General features: G+C 38.3%; 1 protein-coding gene. It reads right to left on the bottom strand.

The features are described from left to right. Positions 1-5: 5 nt before the first annotated feature. Positions 6-17,960: a T9SS type B sorting domain-containing protein gene (locus P177_RS00865; RefSeq protein ID WP_036150883.1), complete on the bottom strand. Its 17,955-nt coding sequence runs from the start codon at positions 17,958-17,960 to the stop codon at positions 6-8. Positions 17,961-18,101: the final 141 nt, after the last annotated feature.

The raw sequence follows: 18,101 nt of genomic DNA, 5'->3' as shown, positions 1-18,101 counted from the left end.
AGTTTTTAACGATATAAAGTAAAGTGTCCAACAAATTCTCTTTCATCTCGATCGCCGTTCAGTTTCACTACATACCAGTAGTCTCCAGTTGGCAATTCGTTGTCTAAGTATGTTCCGTCCCAACCTTCAGAATCAACTTCTTGTTCGGAAACCACTCTACCATAACGATCAAATATTTTTATTAGTATTTGAGGGTATTGTTCAATGTTTCTAGGTATCCATAAATCGTTCTGCCCATCTCCGTCAGGAGTAAAGAAATTAGGCAATTCAATGTCTATGAACTCCATAAATATGTTAGCAATAGTAGAACATCCGTTCTCATCAACAACACGAACTTCATAGGTATCTGTTCTAGTGATATAGAACGTATTATTGTCACCATTATCATAGCCATCGAAATAGTATGTATAACCTTCACGACCACCTTCAACAACAGCAGTTATTTCGTTCATGTTATTCTGCTCCAATACAAGTGTTAACGGTTCAAAGGCTTCAATTACGAAGTCAACTGTTTGTATACACCCATTAGCATGAGCAATTGTAATGTAATGGTTGCCTGGTGCCGAGTTTCTAAAATCAGGATTTAATTGAAGATCTGCAGGGTCCACAGAATCTATTGCGTATAACACATCTCCAATTACACTATCATCCTCTAGGGTGATATTCACAAAATTATCTGGTGTATCACTTGAACATTCATATACCGGTACTACGGTAGCATTTAAGTTTACACCGGTTTCTATATCAACAACAACGTTAGTATCACAGCCATTAGCATCTTTAATTACGATTAGGTAATTACCAGCAGCCATGTCATAGAACTCTGTTCTGTTCAATACAAAATCTGCATCGCTATTAGAATTCAACGCTGTGCTATATGGTGCCGTACCTCCTGTGATATCAAGAATTATAGTACCATCTTGACTATCAACGCAAATTTCCGGTGTAGTCTCTACTTCAACAACCAAACTTGCTGGTTCAGAAATGGTATAGGTCAAGTATTCAAAACAACCGTTTTGATCTTGTGCGATTATCGTATACTCGCCAGGAGCCAATTCTGTAAACGTGTTTTCATCGTAGAACTGATTCAAGTTCGGTGAAATCGCATATTGATAACCACCAGCTCCGCCTGAAAGTGTAACAGTTATTTCACCGTCATTTTCACCAGAACATGTAATATCTACTACGTTATCTGTGTAAGACAACGGTGTTGGCTCAACAATAACAACAGTTTCAGGTGTTGTTGTACAATCATCACTAACTACAGTCACGTAATAAGTACCTGCACTTAAATCTCTAAACACACCTTGAGATTGTGGACCGGCAATTCTAGAAGCTACGCTTAAAGAACTATCTGTAAACAATTCATATTGGTAGTTACCTAATCCGCCATCGGCAGTTGCATAAATGATAGCCGTGCTTTCACCTGTACAGTTCAGTACCGCAGCAGTATCATCAACAAATAGCAATAACGGCGGTATTTCGTTTTCTGTAATTGCATTGGAGATTGCAGATTCACAACCGTTAATAGCATCACGAACATAGAATTGATATCTACCTGCTTGATACGTACCTGTTTCTGGCAAGTAAACAACATTACCTGACATTGGCAAGAAGTTGATATTATCTACACTGTATTCATATGTACCACTACCACCTGATGCAGTAAGTTCAAACTCAGCACCTTCAGCACATGTTAATGCATCTGTTCTAATTAAACTTGCCTGTACTTCTGTTGGCTCTCTTACCTCAACAGTATTTGTTGTGGTGTCACAGTTCCAACCATCAACTACGGTAATACTATAGAAACCTGCTCCTAAATCCGTAAAATTAGGATTCGTCTGTGGTCCAGTAGTCGTTGTAATCGTAGTACCGGTTTCATCATAATAGTTCAACTGATAACTATAATTTCCACTACCGCCACCTGTTACATTTGCAGTTACAACCGCTCCTGTATCACCGTAACAAGCTAGGTCTGTTACAAGCGGAGTTGCATTAGCCACTATAGGTGTTGCTGGCGTTAATGTTTCAGTATAATTTACAATACATCCGGCATCATCGGTAATACTTATTGTGAAAGCACCCGCAGCTAAATCTGTAAAGACTCCTTCATTTACATCGTCCATGGTATAAATATCACCGGTTGTAGTGTTAGTCAATACGATATCATAAGGACTATAGCCGCCCTCTATTTCAACTCCAATAACCCCTTGATCATCTGTACAAGTAGCTTCTGCCAAAGGCGTTATCACACCGCTCAGTGGTCTATCCGGAGAAATTATAGTCACCATATTTGTATCTTCAGAACAAAAGGGAACATCTGTTTCTGTAATGGTAACATAGTAGCTACCACCGGATAACCCTGTTATTGTTCTTGGATTAACACTGGTATCCGAAGCAGTTGCTGCTATAACAGATGTACCTGCACTATTAATGACTTCATAAGTATAATTACCAGTATAGCCATCAATGTCAATTTCTAAACTACCATTGGTGTCACCAAAACATGTAACTTCTGTTATGGCCGTTGCCGTAGCAGTTATAAAATCGAACGGAGCAACCGTATAACTTTCCGTATTAACATAACAACCCGTATCTAAATCTGTAACTCTAAATACATAGGAACCAACAGTATTTAAATCGTAAGTTGCAGATGTTGCTGTTGTACTAACCAAAGTACCTGTGGCATTACCAATTGGTAACAACTCATAACCGTAGTTATGTACCAAACCATTATCAACTACTGAAATTGTTATTCTCTCATCGTTTGTACATGTAATTTCGACATCTTGAGCTACTGTAGCCGTAAATGTATTTATAGGTTGAATTGTAACGGTATCGAAACGGGTACAACCATTGGCATCTTTTACGTAAACATCTATGGTTTGTACGCTTCCATCGTCCGTAACATTGAATGTATTTGACGCTTGGAAAATAACATTATCAATACTGTATAGGTATGGTGCGGTTCCTGTACCTGTACCAGCCGTAGCTGTTATAGTCGCAGTATTTACACTATTATCTGCCGCACAACTAAATTCTGTTGCTGTTGCAGAAACGGTTAATTGCGTTGGTTGAGTAATGGTTTCATTCTTAACAGCATCACAGCCTCTACTAGAAATTACTCTTACTTGGTATTCTCCTGCAGCTAAACCTGTAAACAACGGATCGTTTTGAGCAGGCACAATTGGCGTTACCAAATCTGCAATATCATATAATTCATATTGATAAATAGGATTATCATCTGTTGCCGGATCAATATTGGCTCTTATACTACCATTACTATCCCCAAAACAACTTACGTTAACAATAGTTGCATTCAATAGTACTGGTGCTACTGGCGCATCTAGAACTTGAGTTGCCGTTCTTTCACAAACTGGGTTTGTCGTATCTAAATCCCTAACCACAAAAGTATATGTTCCAGCCTCTGTTAAGTTTGTAAACACACCTGTTGTTTGAGTTACCACAGAACCTAAAGGAGTAGTCATTTCAAACTCAAGGTTTGTTGAACCACCGGTTACATTAACAGTTATTTCTCCACCCGGAGTCACCGTACAATCAATAGACTTATCTACTGTCGTAGAAACATCCATTTGCTCATAAAGCACCACCGCATTAGTTGTAAAAGGACAACCCCATTGGTCTATAATAGTAACATCATAACTACCAGCACCAAGACCTGAGAATACTCTCGTGTTCTGTGGAGCACGGAAATCAGCACCGTTTAATCTTAATTGGTATGTATAATTACTTCCTTGACCGCCAGTAGGCACACTCACTTCAATTTCTCCTTGTAAGTTGGTGCAGTTCTCTATGTTTACATCTAATGTTGCTGCTATTGGGTCTGGAACATCAAGTACAATATTGTCTTGAATTAATCGCTCACAACCTTCAGCGTCACGAGCCCATGCTTGGTAAGTACCAGCAGGTAACAAATCAAAAGTAGCGTTAGCTACGAAATCTGTAGTTGCAGGAGCACTTGTACCAACAAAATACGTATAACCACCCCAACCACCTTCAACATCGGTAATGGTAATTGAACCATCATTTCCTGGTACACATGTAATATCAGTTACTACAGTATTTCCTGTAATATCAGCTAAAGGACCGTTGATAGTAAATGCTTCTGTATTTGTACAGAACGGGTTGTTGTCTTGTGTGATAGAAACATAATAACTACCTGCAAATAAGTCAATATCTGCTGTAGGTCCATTTGTTGTTACTTCTGAACCAGAAATAACAACCGTATCATCACTAGTATCTGCTAATGTTCCCTCAGTGTCATAAATAGTCCAATTAAATCCGCCAGGATAGGTTGCATCAACTAATTCAAAGTTCACAGCACCCGTATCAGTTCCAAAACAAATTACATCACTTGTTTTAACAACATCAATGGTAAATGTGTTTGGCTCTTCTATAGTTTCTGCAACAGAAACCACACAACCCGTATCAATATGTCTTGCCAAAATCGTATACGATCCCGCAGACAAACTACCGAACACGTTGGAAATTTGGTAGCTGATGCCATTATCAATACTATATTGGAACCTAGTTGGGTCGCTTAAGGTAGATGTCACCACTACCGTAATTTCGCCATCGCTACCAGGAGCACATGTAACCGTATTTGAAACCGAAGCGTCTATATCGGTAATTTCATCAAAAGGAAGAACAGTAGCTGTTGTGCTACCAGCACAACCCTTGTCATCATAAACATTAATGGTATAAGTATCACCTGCTCTATTTGTAACCACTAATACATTTGATGCACCAGATTGTACCACAGCCAAACTGCTATCCACAAATTCATAGATTACATAGTTACCGCTACCACCGGTAATGGCAGTCTCGTCAACTGTAATTCTAGCGTTGTTAGGATTATTACCAGCAGTACAACCGAATTCTACAACTGTAGTATCTATGTTCGATATTAATGCAGGTTCGTCTATTATAATGTTACCTGATGCCGTAGTACAACCGTTAGTTCCTGTTGCAGTCACAACATAGGTGTTTGGAGGTAAACCCTCAAACGTATTGTTGCTTGGGTTAAATGTTCCTGCTACAGGAGATATGGTAAACGTTAACGGGTTTACTCCGTTTTCCACTTGTGTCAATGTAATTGAACCATCATTAGCTCCAAAACAAGTTATATCTATATGAGAATCTGTAAATACTGGCGGAATGGCAGGAGCTAACTCTTGCGTTACAGGGTACTCACAAACAGGATTTGTAGTATCTAAATCTCTTACTAAGAAACTATATGTACCAGCATCAACCAAACCTGTAAATGTTGGGTCATTCAACTGAGTTACTGCAGCACCTGTTGGAGGTGTCATTATAAACTCTAAGTTTGATGAACCACCGGTTACATTGATAGTTATAGTACCACCTGGTGTACCCGTACAATCAATAGCTTTGTCTACTGTAGTAGTTGCACTTAACTGTTCGTATAATTCTACTGGAGGAGTTGTAAATGTACATCCCCATTGATCTGTAATGATCACTTCATATACTCCGGCACCTAAACCTGAGAAAACTCTAGTGTTCTGCGGAGCACGGAAATTAGACGTATTCATTACCAATTGGTAGGTATAGTTACTTCCTTGACCGCCAGTTGGCACACTAACTTCTATTTCTCCCTGTAAGTTTGTACAATTCTCTATGTTTACTGCTAATGTTGCCGCAATTGGGTCTGGAACATCAAGTACAATATTATCTTGTATTAATTGCTCACAACCTTCAGCATCACGAACCCAAGCTTGGTATGTACCAGCAGGTAACGAATCAAAAGTAGCGTTAGCTACGAAATCTGTAGTTACAGGAGCACTTGTGCCAACAAAATAGGTATAGCCACCCCATCCACCAACAACATCGGTAATGGTTATGGTACCATCATTCCCTGGTACACAAGTAATATCAGTTACTACCGTATTACCGGTAATAGCTGCATCTGGACCTGCAATATTGAAAAATTCAACATTGGTACAGAATGGATTGTTGGTTTGTGAAATAGAAACATAGTATTCACCAACACCTAAATTAATTATTGGTGTAGGACCGTTCGCAGCTTCAGAACCACTAAGAACAGAAGTATTATCGGTACGGAAAATTTCCCAATCGAATCCTGTATTATATGTAGCATCGATCAGTTCAAAAGTTACCTCACCTGTATTGGTTCCAAAACATATAACTTCACTAGTTTTAACAACATCTACAGTAAACGTGTTTGGCTCTTCAATTATAGCCGAAGCAGTTACAATACAACCCGTATCTGTATGTCTTATCAAGAAGTTATGGTTTCCAGCGGACAATCCGCCAAAAACATTGGTAGAAAGGTAAGTTGTACCGTTATCGATACTATATTCATATTTCGTATCATCACTAGCTGTTGATGTAGCTGTTAGGGTAATTTCGCCATCAAAACCAGGCGTACATGTAACCGTATTGGTCACAGCGGCCGTTGCTCCTGTTAATTCGTCATACGGAAGCACAGTAGCCGTAGTGTTACCGGAACATCCATTATCATCATAAACATTGATGGTATACGTTTCACCCGTTCTATCGGTAACCGTTAAAACATTAGATGATCCATACTGAACAACAGCAGAGCTGCTATCAATAAATTCGTAAGTTAAATAGGTATTGCTACCTCCTGTAATTGCTGCCGTATCTACGGTTATAGTTGCATTGTTTAAATTGTTACCGGCTGTACAACCAAATTCAACAACATCTGCATTTACATTTGCAATTTGTAACGGAGTACCTACAGGACTATCTACCTCTAATTCACAACCACGACCAGAAGTTACCCTAACAACGTAATCATCATTTGCGGCTAAATTTGTAAATGTACCCGTTGTTTGAGGGGCACTTGCAGGAGTTAACACCGAAGGCGCGGTTTCAATAAATAATTGATAAACGTACGGTGGATTATCCATAGATGCATCTAAAATGGCCACTATAGACCCATCTGTTGCTCCAAAACAGGTTACATCGGTAATATCCGTTGTAAATAATACTGGAGTAGCCAACTCTAATTCTACGTCTGTTTGTGCAGTACAACCACCCAAAACCGTATCATAAACATGAGCAGTATAAATGCCTGAATCCAATCCTGTAAAAATAGGTGAAGGTTGAGGGCTTCCAGTTACACTAACTCCGCCATTATCGAATAATTCATATTCATAGAATGTAGATCCACCATATGCCGTAATTATTATTTCCCCATCTCCTTCCGTACATGAAGGTTGGGTAGTAACTTCTGCCGAAATAGAAGTAGGCGCAAAAATTTCGATCGTCTCTACATTTCCACAACCGTTAAAATCACGAACTTGAACGGTGTAGTTTCCAGAACTTAAATCTGTAAACTGATGTGTTGAGCCTGCAGTAGTCAACGTAGATGATTGGTAAGAACCGCTATTTATACTCAAAGTATAAGGTTGAATACCTTCTCCGTCCAAAGTAATTTCTATAATAAAGTCACCTTCATCTGCCGTACATTGGTTGATTACGACACCAGAAATAGCCGGTGTTGGGTCATCTGCAATAGTAACATCCAATGGTAGTGCCGTAGAACAACCGTTACCGTCCATCACATAAATATCCCACTCTGTATTAACCGAAGGGTCTAATTCCGCATAGTTACTAGTAACATAATCACCAGCAACAGGAGAAACACCATTTTCAACGTAGGCATACGTATAAGAGCCATTTCCACCGCCTGCAATTACGGTTACATTAGCATCTTCCGAGCAATACCCATTATTTTGGTCTGCCAAGGTCAATGTAACCGGATTAGGCTCTAATATTCTAAATTCATATGTATTTGTACATTCTGGTGTAGTTGCTTCTTGGAAAAATAAGACATAATCTCCAGGAGGAATATTTGATACTGTTTCCAAAGGAGTTGGTCCAGGACTTGGTGGACCTGTAACACTACCTGAATATGCACCTCCTAATGGCGTATTACTAATACTTTCTCTAATTTCATAATTAATTACCGTAACACTTGGGTCATACTCTTCAAACTGGAAAGCAATAGAACCGTTGGTGTCTCCAAAACAAGAAACATCTGTTACCGTTGGGTCAGCCACAACATCTATGTTAGAAACCGGGTCTATGTCAACTTCAACGAAACTAGAACAGTTAGTATCCGTATCTATTACTTGAAAAACATAAGACTGCCCAGGGGTAAGCCCGGTATACGTTGCTATCTCTTCGTCAGAATTTGCTCCTGCTGCTTCAGAATCTGGTGCAATACCTGTTGTGTAAATTGTAAAATCGTAATTACCAGAACCGCCACTAGCTAATAAATCAACAGTTCCTCCAGTTGTACAACTCACCGCTTGTGTTAAGGTTTCAATTGCAACGTATGGGTTAGAAAGAACCCTTACTGGATTTTCGTAATATTCACAACCATTGGCATCTAATACTCGTACATAATAGTCTCCGAAAGCTAATCCGTCAAAAGTTACCGTAGTTGCTGTCGTATTTACAACGGGGTTTGGTCCTGTCGTAGGAACAACATTATTAAGATTGTCATATAAAGTGTAGGTAAAATTAGGTGCGCCACCACTAGTTATTGTAATATCAATACTACCAGGAATATCACCAGTAGCGCCACAACTAACATCTGTAGCAACAACATTTGCATCAAATAATACTGGGTCAACAACAGTTACACTGCCATTATAAGTACATTCTTTAGAATCTCTAACTATATAATTATAAGTACCAGCAGCTAAACCTGTGTATACACGTTGGCTTGTAAAGGCACTACTGTCAAAACTAATTTCATAAGGCGATGAACCAAAGTTAGGATCCACATTGATTTCAACGATACCATTGGTGTCTCCAAAACACGTAGGGTTGGTAACGGTTTCCGTTGCAACAGGGTTTACTGTTGGTGTAACCGTAACTATATTAGAAACAGCTGTACAACCTTGATTATCTGTTACTCTAAACCTATATGTACCTGCTGTAGAAGTGGCATATGGAAATGTTCCGGTAAAAGCGGTATAACCACCGCTATTTACATCTAACTCATACGTATAAGGTGCATAACCACCAGCAACCTGTAAATCCATAGTTGCATCTGGTGATACTGTACAATCTAAGTCCTTATTTAACGTAAGTGTTGCGGTTAGTTGAGGTTCAATATCAAATGCTACGGTATCTGTACAACCGTTAGCATCTCTAATTTCAAAAGTGTAACTACCAGGAGTTAGATTTGTAAAGGTGCTTGATGTTGTAAATGTACCCGTACCCATTCTATAAGAATATGGTCCCACTCCGCCAGTTGCACCTACCTCTATAGTCGCCGATCCTGATACAGAAGAATCAAAACATACATCTGAACTAGGTAAAATACTTGCAACCGGAATAGCAGGAGCTACCAATGTAAAGGTATCTGTTTCAGTACAACCATTAGCATCGGTAACCGTAATTGTATGTAAACCTAATTGATCAAGACCTGTAAATATTCCTGAATTCTGTGCAGGCGTTGATGAAGCATCAGGCAATTCAATTACATAAGAATATGCAGAAGTACCGCCAGTTACATTAATTGTTACTGAACCATCATCATCACATGTAGGTTGAACAGGTGTATTTGAAACTACAAGTACTGAGGGTTCTGTTATTGTTTGTGTTAAAGGAACCGTACACCCAGCAATAGGGTTATCTACATCTCTAACATAAATAGTATAAGTACCAGCAGCCAAACCTGTTATTTGATGCGTTGCAAGCGTATCGCTACCTGCTATAGTTGAAAAAGAACTATCATAGCTATATTCATAACCGCCAGCTCCAAAATTATCGACTTCAAAAGTAATTGTACCACTATTATCTGCATTACAGTCCAAATCTTCAAAAGACTGAATTGCAGCTTCAAAAGCATTACCGTCTTGAACATCTACAATAATATCTGTTGTACAATCACTACCATAATCTACGGTTACGGTATGTTGACCAACTGCAACGCTATTAAATACATTACTCGTTTGAGGAGTATTACCATTAATGCTGTAGGTATATGAAGCATCATTTGGAAGAATGGTAATTATCCCTGTTCCATCACAGCTATAATCAACACTACTCGTTAAAGATGGTGCTGTTGGTAAAGGAGCAATAATAATACTAGGAAGGTCTATTACACAAGCGATATTGTTTGCATCTCTAACTTGAACGGTAAATGTCCCATCGGTCAATCCTGTGAAAACCGTACCACCCGTGGTAGCAGTCGTCCAAGTACCACCATTTAAGCTATATTGATATGAACCAGAACCGCCAGCTGTAGGGGTAACACCACCAACGGTGATCTCTGCTAATTGATTACAAGTATAATCTTCTGTTTGTGCACTTTCCGCTACTATTTCAGGTAATTCATCAACAGGAACAGATAAGATAAGCTCACAATCGTTTACGTCTCTTACTCTTACATCATAAGTTCCCGCAGTAAGATTAGTAAATGTGCTTACCGTACCAAAAGTACCACCATCAATACTATACGTATAAGGAGCCTCACCACCACTAGCGGCTAAAGAAATACTACCGTTATTACCACCAAAACAAGTAACATCAACAACTGTTGGTGTTGCTGCTACAGGAGCATCTTGATCAATATTGATGTCATACATGGCAGAACATGCATCTGCTGCTCCATTGTTATCCAAAACATAAACATCATAATCCCCAGCACCTGTAACCGTTACCGTATTCGTAGCCGAATAATCGCCCGCATTTGGTGTTGTTCCATCTGTAACCACTGCATAAACGTAGTTTCCATCGCCACCTGCAGCGGTAATATTAATTTCGCTATCGGTTCCACATGCCGTTATCGTACTTGCGCTAGCGCTTACCGTAACCTCTTGTTCAATGGTTACTGTTTGCGCAGGAGCATCACAACCATAAGCATCGGTAACTTCAACAGTGTATGTACCATTTGAAAGTCCCGTGAACGTATATGTGGTCCCATCTATTGGAGATGGAGTTACATAAGACCCTCCATTAATTCTAAATTGGTAATCTCCATTACCAGCAGTAACATCTACAGTAATTGTAGCATCATTACTACCACTATAACAATTTGTTTCTAGTAAAGTAAAATTTGGTGTTTCTGGATCTGTTACAACAATAGGCGTATCTGTTAAATCAGTACATCCATTGGCATCCCTAACACGAACATTGTATGTACCTGCCGGCAATCCGTTAAAAACAGCACTTGTTTGATATAGGGTTACCACTCCAAGAGCATCTTCTTCTAATTGATACTCATACCCTGGTGTGCCACCTGTTGCACTTGCTGTAATTTCTGCACCACCATTATTACATGTAAAATCTTGGGTAAGATCGGCACTGGCAACTACTAATGTTGGTTCATCAATAGTATGGTCAAAAAATGTAGTACAACCTGGCAAAGAACTTCCTACCTCTCTAACATAGACTCTATAACTTCCCGCAGCAAGTCCAGGTATTGTTTGGGGCGATACCGTAGTGCTACCTAAAATATTCACAAAATTATCTAAACTATATTCAAATCCGCTTGCGCCATAATTATCCACTTCAAAAGTAATAGAACCAGAATTATCACCAGTACAATCTAAATCTTTAGAAGAAAGAAGACTAGCTTCAAATGCATTACCATCTTCTACCGTAACATCTATAGTAACTGTCTGCGAACACTGTTCTGGAGTTTGTGTTGCTGAAATATCATCAATGGCAATGTCATTTCCATTAACTACTGCAGAATTTGTTCTAATAACAATATCTAAATTAGAATTAGACCCTGGATCTAGAGTTACATTATAATTTTGCCAATCATTTATTCCATTATTTTTAGGAATATTTCCGGTTGCTGTACTAGCAATTACATTACCCCCAGCATCTACCAGTTCTATTTCTATCGTAGGGTCACCTCCCGAAGTTCCATTACGCAACAAGTTAAATGCATAAAGTGAAATGGTAATATCTCTATTTGGAATAATTTCCACTCCTCTTTTAGCATAGATAATACCTCCAACACCAGCGGCGCCTCCAACATTTATTGCTAAAAATCTACCATTAGCTATTCCTGTGTGATCATTAGGGCTTAACCAGCTTCCGTATGGGTTTGAAATAACACTGGTAACAGAGTATTCTCCATCTTGAATATGTGTATCCGTCCCAAATCCGCAAAGACTTTCGCTACCATCTTGTGGCTCATAACAATATAAAGGGTCTATTTGAGAAATACTCGTATTTACACCAGACCCAAAGTTTTCTTGTAATAAAGTACTAACAGATGGTGGTGTACTACTTATATAATCTACAGAAACTGTATGCGTACCAACAGTTACAGCATCAAAAACATTAGAATTAGCTGGTGTGTTTTCTACTCCATCAATACTATAAGTATATTCTAAATTAGAGTTATCTGCAGATATGGTAACAATACCCGTACCATCACATAAATAATCTACGCTAGGCGTTAATTCAACGTTTGGTGGTGTAGGTGCTTGCTCAATAGTAATATCCATTGGAAAGGTACAATTGTTCGCATCTTGAATATACACGGTGTGCGATCCCGCTAAAAGGTAGCCAATAGCACTAGTATCATATGTACTACCGCCATCAAAACTATACATATAGGGTTGTGTACCACCTTGAGCATTTGTTATACGTACCTCAGCACCATCAGATGGATTACATTCTACTAATGCCGCAACTGCAGCCGAAGCAGATAAATTTAATGGTTCTGATATGCTATAAATCTGATTTACCTCACAAAGGTTAGCATCTCTTACCCTAATGTTGTATGAACCTGCACCAAGGTTATTAAAAGTATTCGGAGTTTGATAATTTGCCCCATTATTAATACTATACGTATAAGGTGCCTCACCGCCAGAAGCAACTATCGTTAAAGTAGATTGATTTTCTCCACTACAAAGTATATCTGTATTAGAAATAGATAATGTTAATGCATCATCTTGGTCTATTGTAATCTCATATGAAGATTCACAGAAATCAGCATTACCGTTATTATCTCTTACATATACATCATATACACCTGTACCAGTAACTGTCACAATAGAACTCGGATCAAAGTCACCCGCATTTGGGGTTGCCCCATCATTTACTACTGCATACACATAATTACCATCTCCGCCGGCTGCAGAAATATTTATATCGGTATCGGTACCGCAGGCAGTAATGTTACTTGCGCTTGCCGTTAACGTTAATGCCGGGTTTACAGTAATACTCTCCGCATCTGTACAATTATTACCATCTCTTACTTCAACTGTATATGTTCCTGCTGAAAGATCTGAAAACACATTATTTGAACTAAAAGGACCGCCATTTAAACTATATTCAAAAGTACCGTCACCACCAGAAGAAACACTTGCGGTCAAGGTCAATAACACGGCATCATCAAAACAATCTTGATTAGGTGTTATTACTAGAACGGGAGCTTCCGCAGCGTCCAAATCGAATGTGAAAGGAATACTACAATTGTTCGCATCTGTTACCGTACCGTTATATGTACCAGACTGAGTTAAACCTGTAAAAGAACCTGTGGAATTAGAGCCAAATACAGAATTATCTGGATTGTTCAATGCATAAACATAACTACCCCATCCGCCAGATGCGGTTACACTAACACTACCATCTGTTATACAACTAGGTTGTGTTTCAGTTAGGTTAGAAATGGTCAACGCCGAAGCAGGACCTTCCAATTCATGTGTAGAAGAATAAGTACAGTTGGTATCTGTATCTACAATGTCTATGGTATAAATACCAGCAGCTAAGTTGTTGATATTATCGATAACAGCTTCTGTACCACCTGTTCTTTCAACACCTGTAGGACCGGTGATTGTATACGTAAAGTTTTGACCCGCTTGGAAGTTTACATTAAAACGAATAATACCATCTTCAGCACCAAAACAACTGATCGGTTGTGTTGTTTCCCCACTAGCGGATATTGGGTTAATCGCATTTATCGTATAATTCTCTTCATAGAAACAGCCATCCGCATCAGTAATCCTAACCGTATAAGTATCTGGAGACAAATCTTCAAAGACAGCCTCATTTCCTGAGGTACTTGTTGGAACAATGGCAGAAGGTGCAGTAATGGAATATATGTAAGGTGCTGTACCATTAATTGCGTTTACTGTTAAATTAGATGTTCCTGTAGGACACGTGATTTGGGATTCTACAATAGTTAAATCCGTTGGTGGATTTGGTCTATCAATAACAATTTGATTGGTTACAAAAGTACAGTTATTAGCATCTCTAATAGTAATGGTATAAGAACCATCGGTAAGGTTTTCAAAGCGGTTTGCGTTTGCTGTTGTATCAGGAACAAAGTTAATACCGTCAATACTGTATGAATATGGTGCGGTACCTCCTATTACATTTTGTGCCTCAATAATACCCTCTTGTAAACAGGTATAATCTTGAACCAAAATAGCATCACCACTAATTGCAGCCGTTGGTGCGTCAATACTAAAGCTTTCTTCTGAAATACAAGTTGCCGTACCTCTTGTTTGGGTAATTTCAACTCTATAGTCTCCTGTTGCCAAGTTTGGAAAACTGCCTGTACTGTTATCAGCTAATGGTTGATCAGTATCATCAAATAATGCGAAATCTAAAGTATAGCCATTAGGGTTGGTTACATTAAACTGAATTCTACCGGTAGTTTCACCAAAACAAAGTACATCTGTAACAGTAGTTGGGTCAAAATCTGCAGTTGGGTGATATTCTATAGAGACCGTATTTGATTCTACATAACAGCCTGTTCTATCCAATACCAAGAAAACATAATCTCCAGCTCCAGAAACATTGAATGTAGTCTCTGTTTGGAAATTGGTTGCAGGAATATCCGCAAAATCAGAATAAGAAGTAACCGTAGTTCCTCCCTCGTCAACATAGCTCCAAATTACATAAGAGTAATCTGGGTTACCACCACTAGCGTTCATTGAAATAATACCATCTTCACAAGTAATATGTTGGTCTACACTAGCGGTAAGTTCTAAATCGTTCTCATCTAAAACAGTAACCGCTTCACTATAAGAACATCCATCATCTGTAGAAATATATGCGATATAATTACCGGCACTTACATCTGTAAAAGGATAGTTATTATCTGCATGACCATTTTGGCTATCTACTAATGTACCCAATCCACCGTTAGTGCCATCATCTAGTCTTATTTCAAAATCATATGGAGAATCAGCATCTGTAATCTGTAGCGTAACGGTACCTAAGTTGAAACACGTCTCTGGAGTTACACTTACGTCATATGTTACCGCTCTTTCTCTAATACCTATAACCGGAGTAGAAAAAATACATGCATCTTGAATTGGATCACCGTTTGTATCTAATTGAGTAACCTCAACTCTATAAGAACCGTTCTCACCAGAAGCAAAATCAAAACTTGGACCGTTGTTAGCACTAAAAGGAACAATTGTATTATTAGTGTCATTATCTACCAATTGATAACCATAACCCGCTCCAATATTTGTAATGGTAATATTACCATCAGTATCACAGACAATATCCCTATTATTAAAATCTATATCTAAATTGTTCTGAAAACTTTTGAAATAGAAACTACTAGTACACCCATTTTGATACACTACGGATAGCCTATATTCACCCGGTGCATTTAATAAATAATTACTACCGGTACCTACTTCTGTCCAAGAACAAGTAAGGGCTCTGTTGGCACAATCCTCACCAACAGTTACACCGCAACTACCTTCATCCAAAATCTCCCAAGCAACACTTTGTGCATCAACAATATTAACAGCCAATGGTTGAGTGTCGTTAATACCGCACAAGAAAATTTTAGGTAAAAAAGAGTTGTCATCTGAACAGAAAACTATTTCGCCAGGTATATCATTACTAGGGTCGGCATCACCATTTACTTCATTAAAGTATTCCGTAACAGGGTTTGGTAAATTACCCGAACCAAAGGGCTCTACATTTATAATTTCTTTAAACCCTTTACATGGATCGGCAACAATTTTATCTACTATATATTGACCAACAAGTGTTACTACTTGTGTACTTGGGTCATTATCTGGATCACCGTCATTGATTTCAATATCGCTAGCATCAATTTCACCGTTACTATTTGTATCTCTATACCATACATAGGAATCAAAACCATCACCTGCATTTAAAATGGTACTTGTACCACAAAGTTCTATGGTTCTTTGAAAATTACAATCGGACAAATCATCCAATAAGAAATTGGTAGCTCCCGGAACAACAAATCCACAAGAGTTAAAATCGGTAACACTAGGGTCATCGGTAACTTGTGCAGAATTATTTTCACCTCGGTATGAACTATAGGCCAAATTTTCAATTAAGTCAGAACATGCGTCAATAAAATCAAAACAGTTTTCAGCTACCTGTACTCTAAAAATAATGGAATATTCTCCATCCTCATCTTCAACATAAACATCTGGAACATTAAAAACTATTTCTCTACTTGAAGGGTCATAGGTATACGTTATCTCATAACAAGTTCTTGGAGTTCCCGTACATATTTGTGCAGGAAAAGAAAAATCTGCATCATTAAAAAAGCTACGACCATCTGGTGGAGAAACATTTACTGGTAATACATCTCTAATAGTATAGTTAACACCGTCATCGTTACCAATATTTTCAAAAGTTAAAACATAATCCAATGTTTGACCTAAGTTTACCCCTTGACCTGTAATGTCAACACCACCTGGGGTTTGTACTCTTTTTTCCAAAACAATGTTTGGCGCAATAATATCGACATCAAAAGAAGTAAAGAAAATATCATATTTGTCTTGTGAAGAACTGGCTCTTAAAATGGCACTAGTAGATCCATTAGGTATTACGGTATTACTGGCACCACCATTGGGTATTTCAAAAAGATCAACATCCCAACCTAGTGTATTTATACTGTTAGGGTTTCTATTGGTATACTGAGCATCAAACTGAGTAATACTGGAATTAAAAAAATTATTGGCTGGGTTTTGTCCGTTTGATAATGTTGTAAAAGATCCGTTCGCATTAATTTGTAAAGCATCACCACCAATTCTATTATCACCTTCTAAAGCCCCAACACCCATATTTGCATATACTGGAAAAGGAGCTGGTAGAGTTGTAAATCCATTTACAGGAATATCAATACTTTCTCCAGATTTAACACCTGCATAACCGTCAAAAGTGGTAATAAACTTATCGCCTGGCAAGTTTGGGTTTTCATATACAATTACCATTTTCCATCCACCAGAAATACCTCCTGAGATATTATTACCTGTACTTGCCCTAACGTTTGCAACAAAGTAATCTCCATTAGGATTTGCCAGTCCTGATACAATAGAAGTTACATCTTTGTATGCGGCATAGGGACTATAATAACCAAAATCTACATCACCATTACCATCAAAAATTATTTCATCTGCAGTAATATCTTGGTAAGTTCCTCCTGGAGTTCTAAATTTAATATCGTCAATATTACTTCTATCTGGATTTACATAAACGGCTGACCAATAAAGTCCTGCATAACGCACCAATGAACAATCAACATCCGGTATTTCTAAGTTAGCACTACTAGAACTGAATGTGCTGTTATCATTATCGACATCAATATACTGCATGTCGTAATTATCATTATAATCTGAAGAACTTCCGGTAGCGTTAAGTGGCTCATTAGGTGAAACTGCTGGTATAGTAACGTTTTCTCTTCTCCATCTACCATTTCTAAAAACCCATTGTCGCTCGGTACGTTCAGCAACCTGTCTATTAACAATATTGTTGGCAATAAAAGTAAGTTCTCCTCGAATATCTGCTTCGTAACGAACATCAAAATCATTTTTAACCTGAGCAACCGCAGTTTGTAAACCAAGTGCCAAGAATAAAATGAAAAATAAACATTTTGAGTACTGTTTTCCCATGGGAGAAATGTGTTTGGTAAAATCTGAAAATTGAGTCAGTCTGGTCATGTTGTAAAATTGTCGGAGGCTTCCATTCATTTGATATCAATTTCGCATTGTTCCACGCGGAATTCTCCAATAACAAATATTAACCATACTAGTTGGCTAAAGAATTTATTGTTGTAGCAACGATGTTTTCTGTTGTGAAAC

It is taken from the genome of Maribacter forsetii DSM 18668, from assembly GCF_000744105.1.
Lineage (GTDB): Bacteria > Bacteroidota > Bacteroidia > Flavobacteriales > Flavobacteriaceae > Maribacter > Maribacter forsetii.
Note: the sequence above shows the minus strand (reverse complement) of the source record. Positions and strands in the feature narration are given on the sequence as shown.